The sequence below is a fragment of the Methylorubrum aminovorans genome (assembly GCF_022179725.1).
GTDB lineage: Bacteria > Pseudomonadota > Alphaproteobacteria > Rhizobiales > Beijerinckiaceae > Methylobacterium > Methylobacterium aminovorans.
In genome coordinates this window covers 109,757-124,403 of record NZ_BPRC01000004.1, presented here as the reverse complement: position 1 = coordinate 124,403, position 14,647 = coordinate 109,757, and the positions used below count along the sequence as shown (strand labels likewise).

General features: G+C 69.0%; 17 protein-coding genes. 7 read left to right on the top strand and 10 right to left on the bottom strand.

Going from position 1 to position 14,647, the window contains the following annotated elements; genetic code table 11:
* Positions 1 to 27: 27 nt before the first annotated feature.
* The 3 genes from MFF24_RS08520 to MFF24_RS08510 all read left to right on the top strand — a co-directional run bounded on the left by MFF24_RS08520 (position 28) and on the right by MFF24_RS08510 (position 2,052).
* The gene (locus tag MFF24_RS08520) at positions 28 to 348 is read left to right on the top strand and encodes a hypothetical protein (RefSeq protein ID WP_108942464.1); all 321 of its coding nucleotides are present in this window, start codon (positions 28 to 30) and stop codon (positions 346 to 348) included.
* 45 nt (positions 349 to 393) lie between these two features.
* Positions 394 to 963 carry a Uma2 family endonuclease gene (locus MFF24_RS08515; RefSeq protein ID WP_343898696.1) on the top strand — a complete coding sequence of 190 codons (570 nt, stop codon included), beginning with the start codon at positions 394 to 396 and terminating at the stop codon, positions 961 to 963.
* Positions 964 to 1,038: 75 nt separating this feature from the next.
* A complete protein-coding gene (locus MFF24_RS08510) occupies positions 1,039 to 2,052 on the top strand; it encodes an adenosine kinase (protein WP_133088987.1) in 1,014 nt (337 codons plus the stop codon).
* Positions 2,053 to 2,106: 54 nt separating this feature from the next.
* Here MFF24_RS08510 and MFF24_RS08505 read toward each other — a convergent pair whose 3' ends face one another.
* Both MFF24_RS08505 and MFF24_RS08500 read right to left on the bottom strand, forming a co-directional pair.
* Positions 2,107 to 2,529 (bottom strand): FKBP-type peptidyl-prolyl cis-trans isomerase, encoded by a 423-nt coding sequence (locus MFF24_RS08505; protein ID WP_133088986.1) that lies wholly within the window; start codon positions 2,527 to 2,529, stop codon positions 2,107 to 2,109.
* 66 nt (positions 2,530 to 2,595) lie between these two features.
* Complete coding sequence (locus MFF24_RS08500; RefSeq protein ID WP_108942470.1) at positions 2,596 to 3,063, bottom strand: hypothetical protein; 468 nt, start codon at positions 3,061 to 3,063, stop codon at positions 2,596 to 2,598.
* Between the two features lie 347 nt (positions 3,064 to 3,410).
* On the opposite strand from MFF24_RS08500, the gene MFF24_RS08495 reads away from it, so the two are divergent.
* Together MFF24_RS08495 and MFF24_RS08490 are read left to right on the top strand one after the other, a co-directional pair.
* Positions 3,411 to 4,631 carry a CaiB/BaiF CoA transferase family protein gene (locus MFF24_RS08495; protein WP_238223917.1) on the top strand — a complete coding sequence of 407 codons (1,221 nt, stop codon included), beginning with the start codon at positions 3,411 to 3,413 and terminating at the stop codon, positions 4,629 to 4,631.
* 23 nt (positions 4,632 to 4,654) lie between these two features.
* Positions 4,655 to 5,479: an enoyl-CoA hydratase gene (locus MFF24_RS08490; RefSeq protein ID WP_238223916.1), complete on the top strand. Its 825-nt coding sequence runs from the start codon at positions 4,655 to 4,657 to the stop codon at positions 5,477 to 5,479.
* A gap of 337 nt (positions 5,480 to 5,816) precedes the next feature.
* On the opposite strand, the gene MFF24_RS08485 is transcribed toward MFF24_RS08490, so the two are convergent.
* Positions 5,817 to 6,494 carry a GntR family transcriptional regulator gene (locus tag MFF24_RS08485; RefSeq protein ID WP_108942476.1) on the bottom strand — a complete coding sequence of 226 codons (678 nt, stop codon included), beginning with the start codon at positions 6,492 to 6,494 and terminating at the stop codon, positions 5,817 to 5,819.
* 251 nt (positions 6,495 to 6,745) lie between these two features.
* Between MFF24_RS08485 and MFF24_RS08480 the strand changes: the two genes are divergently transcribed.
* Entirely contained in the window at positions 6,746 to 7,792 is a 1,047-nt protein-coding gene (locus MFF24_RS08480) for a threonine aldolase family protein (protein ID WP_238223915.1), read from the top strand.
* A gap of 170 nt (positions 7,793 to 7,962) precedes the next feature.
* On the opposite strand, the gene MFF24_RS08475 is transcribed toward MFF24_RS08480, so the two are convergent.
* The 5 genes from MFF24_RS08475 to MFF24_RS08455 all read right to left on the bottom strand — a co-directional run bounded on the left by MFF24_RS08475 (position 7,963) and on the right by MFF24_RS08455 (position 12,336).
* Positions 7,963 to 8,508, bottom strand: coding sequence for a DUF4142 domain-containing protein (locus MFF24_RS08475; RefSeq protein WP_108942480.1), 546 nt, complete (start codon positions 8,506 to 8,508; stop codon positions 7,963 to 7,965).
* An 82-nt stretch (positions 8,509 to 8,590) separates the two neighbouring features.
* Positions 8,591 to 9,718 carry a carboxylate-amine ligase gene (locus MFF24_RS08470; protein WP_133088981.1) on the bottom strand — a complete coding sequence of 376 codons (1,128 nt, stop codon included), beginning with the start codon at positions 9,716 to 9,718 and terminating at the stop codon, positions 8,591 to 8,593.
* Positions 9,719 to 9,786: 68 nt separating this feature from the next.
* Positions 9,787 to 10,158, bottom strand: a complete 372-nt coding sequence (locus MFF24_RS08465) for a hypothetical protein (RefSeq protein ID WP_238223914.1) — start codon at positions 10,156 to 10,158, stop codon at positions 9,787 to 9,789.
* Positions 10,155 to 11,798 carry a S10 family peptidase gene (locus MFF24_RS08460; RefSeq protein WP_238223913.1) on the bottom strand — a complete coding sequence of 548 codons (1,644 nt, stop codon included), beginning with the start codon at positions 11,796 to 11,798 and terminating at the stop codon, positions 10,155 to 10,157. The genes MFF24_RS08465 and MFF24_RS08460 overlap by 4 nt, the downstream gene beginning before the upstream one ends.
* A gap of 85 nt (positions 11,799 to 11,883) precedes the next feature.
* Positions 11,884 to 12,336: a DNA polymerase III subunit chi gene (locus MFF24_RS08455; protein ID WP_238223908.1), complete on the bottom strand. Its 453-nt coding sequence runs from the start codon at positions 12,334 to 12,336 to the stop codon at positions 11,884 to 11,886.
* Between the two features lie 157 nt (positions 12,337 to 12,493).
* On the opposite strand from MFF24_RS08455, the gene MFF24_RS08450 reads away from it, so the two are divergent.
* Positions 12,494 to 12,787 (top strand): hypothetical protein, encoded by a 294-nt coding sequence (locus MFF24_RS08450; protein WP_238223907.1) that lies wholly within the window; start codon positions 12,494 to 12,496, stop codon positions 12,785 to 12,787.
* A gap of 63 nt (positions 12,788 to 12,850) precedes the next feature.
* On the opposite strand, the gene MFF24_RS08445 is transcribed toward MFF24_RS08450, so the two are convergent.
* A complete protein-coding gene (locus MFF24_RS08445; RefSeq protein ID WP_238223906.1) occupies positions 12,851 to 14,014 on the bottom strand; it encodes a glutathionylspermidine synthase family protein in 1,164 nt (387 codons plus the stop codon).
* Positions 14,014 to 14,646 carry a DUF1190 domain-containing protein gene (locus MFF24_RS08440; protein ID WP_238223905.1) on the bottom strand — a complete coding sequence of 211 codons (633 nt, stop codon included), beginning with the start codon at positions 14,644 to 14,646 and terminating at the stop codon, positions 14,014 to 14,016. Before MFF24_RS08440 ends, MFF24_RS08445 begins: the two co-directional genes overlap by 1 nt.
* Between the last annotated feature and the right edge of the window lies 1 nt (position 14,647).

Here is a 14,647-nt window from a genome sequence, read left to right as displayed (position 1 = left end):
TCGCAGCACGGGCTTCAGGGACGGATCATGGCAGGACGCATCATCACGGCACTGGCGCTCGCCGGCCTCGCGGGACCCGTCGCCGCCGCCCCCTGCACCCCGCCGACGCCCCCACCGGCCGAGGCGCGGCCGGAAAAGCCGAAGCTGCCGGAAAAGCCCGCCTGCCTCGACAAGAAAGACGGCTGCCCCGGCTGGGAGGCCTACAGCTACAACGACGCGATCAAGGCCTACAACGCGCAGGCCCAGGCTTTCCAATCGATCGCAGGGGCTTACGTCCAGAAGCTCAACGCTTACGTCAAGGCGAGCTCGGATTACGCGCAGTGCGAGGTGAAGGCGCTGCAGCAGTAGGCTCCCGCCTTCGTGGCCACCCGCAACGATAATAGGCTCAGGCCTATGAGCGTGCCGCCCAAGGCCGGGCCGTCAGCCCGCATGAATTTCGACGAGTTCCTGGTCTGGGCCGAAGGCCGGCCGGGACGGTACGAACTCGTCGATGGCGAGGTCTTTGCCATCTCGCCGGAAGGCGTCCGGCACGCTGAAACCGAGCTCGCGACCTATCAAGCACTTGGAGCGGCGATTCACGCCACTGGCCTTCCATGCCGCGTCCTCCCGGACGGCGTCACCGTTCGAATCGATGCTTCCGCGAGCTTCGAGCCCGATGCTCTCGTCTATTGTGGGGGGGGCGCCTCGACCCGGATGCAACCGCAGTCCCTGAGCCGGTCATCATCGTCGAAGTTCTGTCGCCTCGCACCGAGCACGTCGATACCGGCGCCAAGCTCCTCGACTATTCTCCGCCTACCGAGCCTGCGGCACGACCTCATCCTCGACACCGAGCGGCGCACGGTCATCCACCACCGTCGCGGTGACGGCGAGTTGATCGAGACCCGCCTGATCTCGTCCGGCGACCTCTTCCTCGATCCGCCCGGCCTCACGCTGCCCGTCGCCGCCCTGTTCGCGGCGCCCTGAGCCGGCCCTTGCTTGACGCTTGTCGAGCAGGGTGCGACAGGCCCGGCCATCCCTCATGCGAGACCGGACGGCCCGATGTCCCAATCCCTCGACCTTCTCGTCCTCGGCAACGCCATCGTCGATGTCATCGCCCATGCCGACGAGGACTTCCTCGTCCAGCAGGGCGTGGCGAAGGGCGCGATGCAGCTCATCGACGAGCCGCGGGCCGAGAACCTCTTCGAGGTGATGGGCCCGGCCACCGTCGTCTCCGGCGGCTCGGGCGCCAACACCGCCGTCGGTGCGGCCCTGCTCGGCGCGAAGACCGGCTTTGTCGGCAAGGTGCACGAGGACGAGCTCGGCCGGCTGTTCAGCCACGACCTGAAGGCGACCGGCGTGCGCTTCGACGTGCCGCCGGCGACGGAAGGACCGGCCACCGCCCGCTGCTTCATCCTGGTGACGCCCGACGGCGAGCGCACCATGAACACCTATCTCGGCGCCTGCCAGGGCCTCTCCCCGGACGATGTGGACGAGGCGACCGTGCGCGCGGCCCGCGTCACCTATCTCGAAGGCTATCTGTGGGATCCGCCGGCCGCCAAGGACGCGTTCCGCAAGGCGGTCAAGGTGGCTCATTCGGCCGGCAATGCCGTGGCGCTGACCCTGTCGGACGCCTTCTGCGTCGGCCGCTACCGCGAGGAATTCCTCGAACTCATTCGCAACGGCAGCATCGACATCCTGTTCGCCAATATCGGCGAGCTGCAGAGCCTCTACCAGACCGACGATCCCGAAGCGGCGGTCGCGGCTTTGCGCGAGGAGCGCGGCGGACAGGGGCACCACCTGCTCGGCCTCGTCACCCGCTCGGCGGATGGTGCGCTCGTGGTGCGTGGCGGCGAGGTGCGGGCAGTGGAAGCCTTCCCTGCGCGCGAGGTGATCGACACCACGGGAGCGGGCGACCTGTTCGCGGCGGGCTTCCTGGCCGGCTACACCCGCGGCATCGACTACGCGACCTCGGCCCGTCTCGGCGCCCTGGCGGCGGCCGAGGTGATCGAGCATATCGGCGCCCGGCCGCAGCGCGATCTTATGGCGCTGGCGCGTGAGCACAAGCTCATCTGAAGCCGTCGCTGACGAGATCCGGCGCCCGCAGGGGCGCCGGAGGAACTATCGCGATCAGCGCGAGCCGATCAGCTCGACGTCGAAGATCAGCGTCGCGTTCGGCGGGATCACGCCGCCGGCGCCGCGGGCACCGTAGCCGAGCTCCGGCGGGATCGTCAGGATGCGGCGGCCGCCGGCCTTCATCGTGGCGACGCCCTCGTCCCAGCCGCGGATCACCTGGCCGGCGCCGATGGTGAAGGAGAAGGGCTGGCCACGGTCGCGCGAGGAGTCGAACTTCTTGCCCCGCTTGCCGCCGCCCTCGTCGAGCCAACCGGTGTAGTGGACGGTGACCTGCTGGCCGCTCTTCGGCTCGGCGCCGGTGCCGACCACCTCGTCGGTGTAGCTGAGGCCCGAAGGCAGCGTCACGGGCTGGGCGGCGGAAGCGGCACTGGTCATGGCGAGGACGATGGCTCCGGCAATGGGAAGAAACGAGCGCATGATGATGTCTCGGCACGTCGTCTGCGACGACGGGGCACGCGGGTTAGCACGCACCCGGCCGCATGGCTAATAGCGGGCGCTCAGCGCCGCGCGCTCCGCCGCCGGGCAGGCGCCGGCCTGCGGGCCGACGACGAGGTCGCCTTGGCGCGGGTTGTTGAGGGCGAGCGGCCCCGTCTCCTTCCGGCCGAGGAAACCGCCGCCGAGCTGATCCTCGAAGAAGCCGTCGCCGAAGCGGATGTAGCAGCGGTCGATGATCGCCACCGTGTCGTAGCTCGCCCGGTAGGCGGCCTGCTCCGGCAGGGCGCCGGGGCCGCAGGTCAGGGCCACATCGATGCGGCCGGACTGGTAGTAGTTGATCGTCTGCGAGCGGCCCGGCCGCACCGCCACCCAGGGGCCGCCGTCGCGGCTGACCAGGGCGACGTAGCCCGACTTGTTGATGATCCGACGGGCGCAGGACGCGTCCGCGGGTGCGATCCCCGCCGCCGTGACGGCCAGCGCCGCCGCAACTCCGAGTGCCGTGCTCAACCCGCGCATCGATCCCTCCGCTCGCCCGCGCCGGGCTGGAAGGGTACCATCCCGACGGCCACGCTTTCGCGACAACCGGGAGCGGGCCAAGGCGTTCCATCGGCCGGCTCGGATGAACCCGACTTCTTCCCCGCTCGTGAAAATCGCATGCAAAAGCGGTTGCCATTCCTTCTTGTGGGCTCATAAAACCGATTCAAAATGCGAGGGGCCGGAACGCGCTCGGCGGCTCGCCGGCGCCGTCTCGGAGCCGCTCGCGATCCAAGGGAGATTCGTCCAATGGGCCGGTGGCAGGCATCCGATCGACCGTTCGACTCGCTTCCTGCGTGCAGTCCTGATGCGCGGGTCGGCTGAGCGCGATGACGCAGGCTCGGAAGTCCGGTCCGCTGGCCGGGGTGAAGGTTGTCGAGCTCGCCCACATCATGGCCGGGCCGGTCTGCGGGCTGATGCTCGGCGACATGGGCGCCGAGGTCATCAAGGTCGAGAAGATTGAGGGCGGCGACGACACCCGCCGCTCGGTCCCGCCGGCCATTGAGGGCGAGAGCGCGGCCTACATGATGATGAACCGCGGCAAGCGCGGCATCGCTCTCGACCTCAAGAGCGCGGAGGGCAAAACGATCCTGCGCCGCCTGCTCACGGACGCGGACGTGCTCATCGAGAACTACCGCGCCGGCACGATGGAGCGCCTCGGCCTCGGCTGCGAGGTCCTGAGGCAGGAATTTCCGGGATTGGTCTACTGCTCGCTCTCGGGCTTCGGCCGATCGGGTCCTTACGCCGAGCGGGCGGGCTTCGATCTCGTGGCGCAGGGCATGAGCGGGCTGATGAGCATCACTGGCGAGGGGCCCGCCCGCCCGCCGATGAAGTGCGGGCCGCCGGTCACCGACATCACCGCCGGCATTCTGGCGGCGATGGGCGTGCTCGCCGCCCACGTCCACAAGCTGAAGACCGGCGAGGGTCAGGTGGTCGATACCTCGCTGTTCGAGGCGGGCGTCACCCTCACCTATTGGCAATCGGCCATCGCCATGGCGACCGGCGTCGCGCCGGGGCCCATGGGCTCGGCCCATCCGCTGAACGCCCCCTACGAGGCGTTCGAGACGGCCGACGGCTGGATCACGATCGGCGCGGCCAACCAGACCAACTGGCTGCGTCTCCTCGCGGTTCTCGGCGCCGAGGATCTGGCCGCCGATCCGCGCTTCTCGGCCAACCGCGACCGGATGGAGAACCGCGCGGCGCTCGCCGCGGCGCTCGCTCCGCATTTCCGAAACGCATCCTCCGCCGACTGGCTCGCGCGGCTGGAGTCCGGCGGCGTGCCGGCCGGGCCCGTCCTCGACGTGCTCGCCATGCAGGCCGATCCGCAGGCGCTGGCCCGCGAGATGGTGGTCGAGGTCGAGCATACCCGCGCCGGGCGAATGAGCACGCTCGGCCTGCCGGTCAAGTTCTCGGCAACGCCGGGACGGGTGCACGGGCCGGCGCCGCTGCTCGGCGAGCATAGCCGCGCCATCCTGGCGGAAGCCGGCTATGACGCGGCGGCGATCGACGATCTTGTCGCCCGGAATATCGTGCGCGAGACGGCGGCCTGAGACGAGATGAAGAGGGATGCCCGATGAACGCTGACGCCGAGACCGCCGCGACCGACGAATTGCTCTTCGCGGTGGATGCGGCGGGTATCGCCCGCATCACCCTCAACCGGCCGCAGGCGCGCAACGCGCTCACCTTCGCCATGTATCGCGGCTTGGTAACGCTCTGCGAGCGGATCGAGGCGGACCGCGCGATCAAGGCGGTGATCATCACCGGCGCCGGGGACAAGGCGTTTGCTGCAGGCACCGACATCGCCCAGTTCCGCAGCTTCAGCAATCCCGAGGACGCGATCGGCTACGAGCGCTTCATGGACCGGGTGCTCGGCGGGTTGGAGCGCTTGCGGGTGCCGACCATCGCGGCGATCGCCGGAGCCTGCACCGGCGGCGGCGCGGCCATTGCCGCCGCCTGCGACCTACGCATCGCCAGCCGCGACGCTCGCTTCGGCATCCCCATCGCCCGCACCCTCGGTAACTGCCTGTCGCAGAACACCCTGCGGCGGCTGGCGAACCTGATCGGTGCGCCGCGGGTGAAGGACATCCTGTTCACCGCCCGGCTCGTCGAGGCGCAGGAGGCGCTCGCCATCAGCCTCGTCAACGAGGTCGTGGAGGATGCGGCCGCCGTCGCCGCCCGGGCCGACGCGCTCGCCGCCCTGCTCGCGAGCCACGCACCCCTCACCCTGCAAGCGACGAAGGAAGGGCTTCGCCGCATCGCCGAGGAAGGCGCGGCGGCGGCTGGGGAGGGCGAACAGCCCGGCGACGACCTGATCCTGATGACCTACATGAGCGAGGATTTTCGCGAGGGCATGGAAGCCTTCCTCGGGAAGCGCCCGCCGTACTTCAAGGGGCGGTGACGGGCGCCTACCCGTCGTCGCTTTCGCCGAGCCTCGCGACGACCGCGGGTTCGACGCTGCGCCTCATATCAAATCCGGTTGATCGCTCGGGTTTTTGCCCGACGCCGTCATCGCGAGGCGAAGCCGAAGTAATCCAGAATGCGACATCTCCGAAAAGTGCGGAGCCCTGGATTGCCACGGCTTCGCCTCGCAATGACGAAGAGACACCGAAGCGATCAAGCGGACCCCGTATCATACCGATCCGGTTGATCCCTTCGTGATGGCGGATCTGGCCGTCGCTCAAGCGCCGCGCGGGCTGGTTGATCCGCTCCCCGCTCGGATCCGAGCGGAGACCGTCTCAGCTCTCCTCCTCGCCGTACATCGCTGCGATCACCGGCTTCTTGGCGCGGATGTGCCGCCGCATCAGCGTGGCCAGACCGTCACCGTCGCGAGCACGCAGCAGCGGGATCATGCTCTCGTGCTCCTCGACCGCCAGCGCCCACTGCGCCTCGGTCTGGTGGGCGCTGTAGCGGGAGCGCTGGATGCGGCCGGTGAGGCCGAGATAGAGGCTGCGCAGCTTGGAATTGCGGCTCGCCACCATGATGGCTTCGTGGATCTCACGGTTGAGGCGGAAATAGTTCGCCTCGTCGCGGGACTGCCACGCCGCCACCATGTCCCGATGCATCGCCTCGATCGTGTCCAGCTCGTCCTCGGTAATCGAGCGGCAGGCGAGTTCGCAGGCGGTCGCCTCCAGCCCGGCGATGATCTCGATCATCTCCTCGAGCTCGTTGCGCGAGATGCTGGCAACGCGGGCACCGCGGTTGGGAAGCAGCTCCAAGAGACCTTCGGTCGCCAGGATCTTGATCGCTTCGCGGAGCGGCGTGCGTGAAATCCCGAACCGCTCGGTCAACTCGCTCTCGTTGACGCGTGCACGGGGCTCCAGCTCGCCCTCATTGATCAATTCACGCATCCGGTCCGCGACCTCATCGTGAAGGTAGCGGCGGCTGATCCCGATACTGGGCTCAATTCTATTCATCGAGCTCTCAAAGAATTTTAAATGCGAAAATTCGCGTCGTAATTCCTAGACTTGCTGCTACCGCCTGTCGAGATACGTGACCGTTCCCACCTTCGTGAGCCACGTCGAATGTGCTGTGTTTCCGCGAGGGCGTCGGAGGCGCCGTGATCGGGCTTGCTTGCGGCCGATTGTATTCTTCATGCATTGAGCGATGCCGAGAAGGCCGGGCTCCGAGGATGATGCGACAGGACCCGACACCGGATGGATGCGCCATGATCGACCTGTTCAGCGACACCCAGACGCGGCCGACGCCGAGCATGCGCGAGGCCATGGCGCGAGCGCAGGTCGGCGATGAGCAGTCGAACTCCGATCCGACCACCAACGCCCTGTGCGAGCGGGTGGCCGCGATGCTGGGACAGGAGGCGGCCGTCTTCATGCCGTCGGGCACGATGTGCAACCTCGCTTCGATCCTCGTCCATTGTCGGGCCGGCGACGAGATCATCGTCGACGACCAGTCCCACATCTACAACACGGAAGCCGCGGGGGCGGCGGCGATCGGCGGCGTATCGGTGAAGGCGTTGCCGACGCGGGTCGGTCTGTTCTCCCTCGCCCAGGTTGAGGCGGCGATCCGGGTCCCGCAGCGCACGGCGCCGCGCTCACGGCTGGTCTCGATCGAGCAGACGACGAGCTTCTCCGGCGGGACGGTCTGGGACATCGGCGAGATGCGCCTGATCCGGGACTATGCCCAGGCGCGCGGTCTCAAGGCCCATATCGACGGGGCGCGGCTGCTCAACGCGGTGGTGGCCACGGGGCTCTCGGCGGCGGAGTACGCGGCCGGCTTCGACAGTGCCTGGATCGACCTGAGCAAGGGGCTCGGCTGCCCGGTCGGGGCGGTTCTGTGCGGCACGCGGGATTTCATCGAACAGGCGTGGCAGTGGAAATACCGGCTCGGCGGCGCCATGCGCCAGTCGGGCGTGCTGGCGGCGGCGGGCCTCTACGCGCTGGACCACCACATGACGCAGCTCGCCGAGGACAACGCCAATGCCGGCCGGCTGCATCGGCTGATCGCTGACGCGCCGGGCTTGGCCTTCGACCCGACGGCGGGGCAATCCAACATCCTGTGCTTCACGGTGGACGGCTTATGCATCACCGCCTCGACCTTCGCGAATGCCTGCCTTGAAGAAGGCGTGCGCGTGCGCGCGATCGGAACGCACCAGATCCGCGCCACCGCCAATCTCGATGTGGACCGCGCCGGCATCGACCGAGCGGCCGAGGTGATCCGGGCGAAGGCCGCGGCGTTCGCGGCGATGGCCGAATGACGGATTTGCCTCGATTTCGCTCGAGTGCCTGTTTGCGCGCAGTTACTGGGCGGCACCTCAGCATGAGGAGCGCTCAGGTTGCCAGGACAATCGCGTCCGACAGCCTCTTGCAGGACTGATCGTGAAACAGGCGGCGCTCGCCAAGGAACGCCGCCCAAAAACGCAAAAACTTACTTCTTGCTGGCGAGGTCCTGCGCCATCTTCAGGTGCTCGTCGAGATGCGGCTTGGTCTTGATGGCGAAGGCCTTCAAGGCCGCATTGTCGCCGCCCTCGGCGTAGCGCTTGTAGAGATCGGTGGCGTTCTTGTGCGCCGTCACCTGATCGTCGTGATACTGCTTGGTGAAGTCCTCGCCGCTCAGGCTCTTGAGCTTGTCGAGCTTGCTCTGGTGGCTCGAATCGAGCGCGGTGGGCAGCGTGAGCTTCATGTCACCGGTCTGGACCACGGATTTCAGCTCGTCCGAGGTCTTCTTGTGGTCCTCGATCATCTTCTTGGCGAAGGCCTTGGTCTTCTCGTCCGCCTTCTCCAGGGCGAGCTTGCTCGTCTGGTCCTCGAACATGTCGCTGATCACGGCCTGCGTGACAAAGTCCTGCGCCGTCGGGGCGACGCCGATCAGCGAATTCACGCCGGTCTTCTCGCCGACCGATTGGGCATGGGCCGGCATCCCCGCCGCGCCCAGCAGGAGCAGGCAGGCGGCAGCGGTGAGGGGCATTCTCATGGATGTCTCCTAAGGCAGAATCGGACCTGTCGGAGCAACCGGAGCGGGCGGGCGATGTTCCTGGTCGAGCCCGCCGGCGCCGTCACGCGTCGCAGTTCGCGGTCTCGCGGGCGAGCCAATCGATGACGCAGGAGAGCGCCTTGCGCTCGCTGCCGCCGGCCGCGAGTGACGCCTCGTAGGCGCGGATCTGTCCGTCGGCGCTGGAGCCGCACTCGGCGATGGTGAGCGCGTGGGCCACTTGCGCGGCGCAGCCCAGGGCCGCGGCGTCCTCCGCGACGAGATCGACCAGGCGCGCGACAAGGTGGCGGACCGGCACCGCCTCCTCCGCGGCCTCGTCGATGAGGGCCGCGTGGACGCCATCGCGCTGCGCCCGCCACAGGTTCTCCATCACGAAGCCGCGCGAGGCGCCCGTCGGCCCGGCGTTGAGATCGGGCCGGCGGACGCAGAGTCGCACGAGGCAGCGATAGAGCGCTGCGACGGCCAGCGTGTCCTTGAGCCGGGTGCAACTGTCGGCGACCCGCAATTCGAGGGTCGGATAGCGGATCGATGGGCGGATGTGCCACCAGAGATAGGTCGCATCCTCGATCGCCCCGGCCCGCGTCATCACCCGCACGTAGCGCTCGAAGTCACCGGCCCCGTCGAAGAGTTCGGGCAGGCCGGTGCGCGGCAATTCGGCGTAGGCGCGCAGGCGGTAGCCGGCGAGTCCGGTCCGGTGGCGCTCGTAGAAGGGCGAGGAGGTGGAGAGCGCGAGCAGCACCGGCAGAAACGGCATCAGCCGGTTGATCAGGGCGATGCGCTCGCTTGGTTCGGGCACCTCGACATGGACGTGCAGGCCGCTGACGATGGAGCGCCGCCCCACCATCTGCAGCGTCTCGATCATCTTGCGGTAGCGGACCTTGGCGGTCTCGCGCTGGTCGGTCCAGATCGCGGTCGGGTGGGTGCCGGCGGCGAAGATCTTCAGGCCGTGCTCGCGGCCGATGGCGCACAGGCCGGTGCGGAGCTTGGCCAGCGCCTCGTGGGTCTCGTCAAAGCTCGCCGAGGGCTTGGAGCAGATCTCGGTCTGGCTCTCCAGCATCTCGCGCTCGACGCCCTCCAGCCGGCTTCGCGCTGCCCTGTGGAAGTCCGAGACCGATTCGCGCGGCGCGGCCCGGGTCCGGCTGCTCGCCAGGAACAGCTCCTCCTCGATGCCGAACCGGTATTCGTGTGTCATCGTATGCCTCGCCTTCCCGGCCGGACCGGTCCGGATGGAAGCAAGCGTGGGCCCAATCGGTTCGCGCGTTAACGAACGATACGATCGAGGCGGTTGTTCACGAAGAAATACAGCTCCTTAGCGCCGGGCTCGGTGTAGAGCACCTGCACCTCGCGGCCGGACCGGCCCTCTCCGACCAGCACGTCGGTCGGCGGACGGCCCTTGAGCCGCACGAGGTCGCACTCGCCGATGCCAGTCTCGATGGCGGCGGCCGTTCCCGGCACCGGATCTGTGCAGGCACCGCTCCCATCGAGAACGGGGCCGAGCGCGGCGGCCGGCGCCCGCGGTGGCGCAGGCAGCACCGCGCTCGGCGGAGGCGGGGCCTGGATCGGTTCGCGGCGCTCGGCGCTGTTGCAGCCCGCCAGCAACAGGGCGGGCAGAAGTCCCAGAACGATTCTCAAGGTGTCGGTCTCTTCTCCGGCACGGTCCCGCTCAATCCGCTTCCTCCCTTCGCGCTTCCGTCGGAGCGCGTCTCCAGCGCCCGGGCGAACAGGTCGGCGGCGTCGGCGTGGAAGGCGTTGCGCGAGTCCGGCCGCGTGTAGAACATGTGGCCGCCGGGATAAACCGAGAGCTTGAGCCGGTCGGCCGAGCCGTAGACCGGCATCTGGTCGAGAAGCATCTTCGAGGTGAAGTACGGCGTGACCAGATCGGTGAACCCGTGGGCGACGAGCACCCGCATCCGCCCGTCGAGCGCCAGAGCGTCCTTCAGGGCGCCCATGGCTTCGGGGGGCGAACGGCCCGAGCCCCAGGTCCAGCCGCGGTTGACCGCGCTATTGAGCAACTCGTAGCGCATGTTCTCGACGCGCCAGTTCAGGCGGCTCTGATAGAGATGCACCATGGCGGTGGTGAGCGGGGCCTGCAGCGCGTCGAGCACCGGATCCTCGAAGCCCGATTGCGGCGCGGTCGGATCCGGGTCCCAGCCGGTCACGCCGGTATCGTAGGCCGAGAGCACGCGGCCGGCATCGCGGCCGATCTCGCGCTGATAGCTATGGGTGGTGAGCCGCCCGGCCTGACGCCGCACGGTTTCCGGATCGACCCCGGTCAGCGCCGAGACCCGCTCGGAGAGCCGCGCCACGGCTTCACCGTCGGCCGGGCCCTTGAGGAGGTCGGTGAGGTAGGCGCCCGACGCGTAGGTCTCGGCCTCCTTCACGAGTTCGCGGCTCGGCGTTGTGCCCGCGCGTTCCAGCGCCGCGGCGGCAAAGGAAGGAAGCCTGGTCACGAAGCCCCAGGGAGTCGTGCGGGGCTGCTGCAGCCAGCCGAAGTCGAGCACGGGGGAGAGCAGCACGAGGCCCGACAGGCCGACGCCGACATCCTGCTGGAGCTTCTGCGCGATCAGCGGTCCGCGGAACCCACCGTAGCTCTCGCCGACGAAGAATTTCGGCGAGGCGAGCCGGTCGTTCTGGCGCAGGTATCGGGCAATGGCGGCGGCCAGCACCGAGATGTCCGCATCGACGCTCCAGTACTTCTTGCCGTCGCCGTCCGCCGCCCGGCTGTAGCCGGTGCCGACGGGGTCGATGAAGACGAGATCGGTGAAGTCGAGCCAGGTCGCCGGGTTCGGCTGGAGCGCGATCGTCTGCGACGGGCTGATCGAGGCGCCGTCGGTCGGCAGGCGCCAGGGGCCGATCGCGCCGATGTTGAGGTAGGCAGAGGCCGCGCCGGGCCCGCCATTGACGCCGAAGGTGATCGGTCGCGCAGCGGCCTCCTCCGGCTTGCCCGCCTTGGCGTAGGCGATGAACGCGATCTCGGACTGGAGCTTGCCCTCCTCGTCCACCAGGGCGAGGCTGCCGGCGGTCGCGGTAAATTTGAGCGGCTGCCCGTTGGGTCCGTCGATGCTGTGCTCGGTGGTGGCATCCGGCGGCAGGCGGCGCCCTTCCGGCGCCTTGCGCGGCTGAGCCTGCCCCTTCGCTTGGCTCTGGCCATCCGCCGGCGGGCCGTGCTGGGCGAGCGCGGGCAACGGCCCCAGCCCGACCGACAGGGACAGCAGGCCAGCGAGGCAGAGCCGGGCCGTTCCGGTCCGGGCAGAGGGGAAGGCTTGCATCATCGGTGTCTCACGATCCTCGGCCGGTTGGTCGTGCGGATTATTTGCGCCTCGCCGCAGGACGACGCGTTGATCTCACGTCTCGATCTCATGCCTTCTTGGTCCAGCGTCCGCTCTCGTCCTGCTGCCAGTAGGCGACTGTGTGGCCGGCGGCCTTGGCGCCGCGCCACTGCTCGCGGGCATGCAGCAGCGCGTCGGTATCGGTGCCGTCGAACAGGATGCAGATCCGCTGGTAGCTCTCCGCATCCTCGGGCAGCCCGGCGCCCTCCACGAGGAAGCGGATCGAGGCGGCGTTGGGATTGGTCTCCCGCAGGGTCAGGACCACGGGCTGGGTCGCCGCGTCGGTGTCGCGGTCCGTGCCGTGGGGCAGGAAGCTCTCGTCGGTGTAGGTCCAGAGGCCATCGTCGAGGGCCTGGAGACGCTCCTCGCTCACCGCCTGGATGGCCGCCTGCCAGCCGCGCTCCAGCGACTTCTCGACGAGGCTCGGCAGCACCTTCTCGAGGGGCTGGCGCTGGAGGTGGTAGAACAGGATCTCAGTCACGGCATCGCTGCATATAGGGTCGCGCGGCGCTTCGGGAGGGCGGACGCAGCGTCGCGGCCGCTCGCCCCCGAAGCCGCAGGGGAAATCGATCGGCTCTGAACCATACGCCGAGCAGCGTGTTCGTTCTCGGCGAACGAAACCACGGAAGGAACGAGCCATGCCGATCAAAACCATCGCTCTGGCCGCCGCGCTGACCTTCGCCGTGTCCGGCGGGGCCTTCGCCCAGTCGAGCACCGGCAAGGGCGGGACCGGCGGTACCACGGACAGCGCGAGCCCAATGCGGAACAACACCGGCGACAGCATGCGGCCCACCACCGGCACGGGCGCCGGCTCGACCGGCACCATGGCTCCCGGTGCCACGACGGGCTCGACCACCGGCAAGGCGCCCGGCGGCACCATGGGCGGCGGCGCGGGCAGTGCCGGGGGCGGCAACAGCGCCGCCGGCCGCTGAGCGGCACACTGGCTATCATGGGAGGGGTCGGAGCCTATCCGGCCCCTCTTTTCACGACAAAGATCACGCTGGCTCGATCAGGTGCGGCACGAACAGCGCGCCGTCGCCGGTGATCGGACCGTCCGATTCGCGGATGCACAGCCCGGCCGGCGCGTCGCCGACGATCCAGGCGCCGATGAGCGGGCGGCGGCCGTCGAAGCACGGCAGTTCCGCCAAGCCCTGCCTAATGAAGCCCTCCGCACCGTAGGGGCCGGGCTCGCCGGCAAGGCGCGTGCCCTGAGCCGAGAATAGCTCGACATTGGCGCCCTCGCGCGAGAGCAGCGGCTTGCGTACGGACGCCCCCAGACTCGCGCAGGCGGGATCGCTCTCGAAAAAGGCCGGCAGCAGGTTCGGATGGCCGGGCTCGCGGGCCCAGAGATGGGCGAGAAGGCCCTTGTTCGAGAGAACCATCTTCCAGGGCGGCTCGATGAAGCGCGTCGGCGAGGCCGCGACCGCCGCGCCGAACGCGTCCTGAAACGCCCACTCCCAGGGGTAGAGCTTGAACAGGGCGGCAAACGCCCGCTCGTCCGGCCCGCAGAAGGCACCGTCCGCGCGCAAGCCGATCTGGGCGAGGTCGAGCAGGATCGTCTCGCAGCCGGCCTGGACGGCGCAATCCTGAAGATAGCCGGCGGTGCCGAGATCCTCCGGGCCGCTCGTGTCGGCGGCGAAGGCGAACAGGCCGGGCGGCGCGATCTCGGCGAGCCGCGCGATCAGCCGCTCGTGGACCGCGTTGAACTGGTCGCTGCCCGGTGGCAGGCGTCCCTCCCTTAGGCCCTGTTCGAGCCAGAGCCACTGGAACACCGCTGTTTCGTAGAGGGCGGTCGGCGTGTCGGCGTTGTATTCGAGGAGCTTGGCCGGCCCGGTCCCGCCGTAGGAGAAATCGAGGCGCCCGTAGAGGCTCGGATCGCCGCGGTGCCAGCTCGCCCGCACCGTGTCCCAGGCCGGCTCGGGAATGGCGAGCGAGGCGAGGATGCGCTCGTCCTCCACCGCGTCCCCGGCGAAGGCGAGGCAGAGCGCGTGCAGCTCGGCGCTCGGCGCCTCGATCGCCGCCTCGATCTCGGTCAGCGTGAAGGCGTAGGCGTGGCTCTCATCCCAGTAGGGCGCGCCGTCGATGGTGTGGAAGGCGAAGCCCGCCGCCCGCGCGATCTCCCGCCATCCGGGCCGCTCTCCGCAGGCGATGCGGCGCATCAGGTGCCACTGAACGAGGAGACGCTCTTGCCGCTGCCGCCGAAGCCGCCGAACTTGGTCGGTTGTGCGGCGGCCGACTTGAGCGTGGCCGAGGCGGCGTGCCCCCCGCTCCCGGTCGAGACCTTGCCACCCGATCCGGTGCAGTAAGCGCCGTGATGACCACCGTGACCCTGCCGATGCTCGTAAACGGGCTCGGGCGTCACCCAATCGGAGGCGCGGCGACCGAGCAGGTAGCCGGCCATCCGGGGAACGAATTGCGGCGGCGCATTCGGATCCGGCAGGCAGTGGGACGTTCCATGGTGCCCTTCGCATTCCGTCGATGAGGCGTAATGCGGCGCGGTCGAGGGATAGGCGGCGCGGGCGGTGATATAGTCGCTGCGGCACTCGTCGGCCGGGCGGATGCCGTCGGCGGCGCAGGCCTCCGCGTCGACGTAGACGAGGACGTCCCGCGAAGGTCCGGTCCGATCGAGACTGCCGAGGCCGAGCGCGACGAGACCCGCACTCGCCACCAGCACCGTGGAAACGGTTTGTGAGCGCTTGCTCGCGGCCCTGTCGGGCGGCGTCACGGCCGGAGCCGGCTCGACCGGCCTGCGCCGCCCGAAATTTTCCCGAGCCTCGCGGTCGTCCGCCACG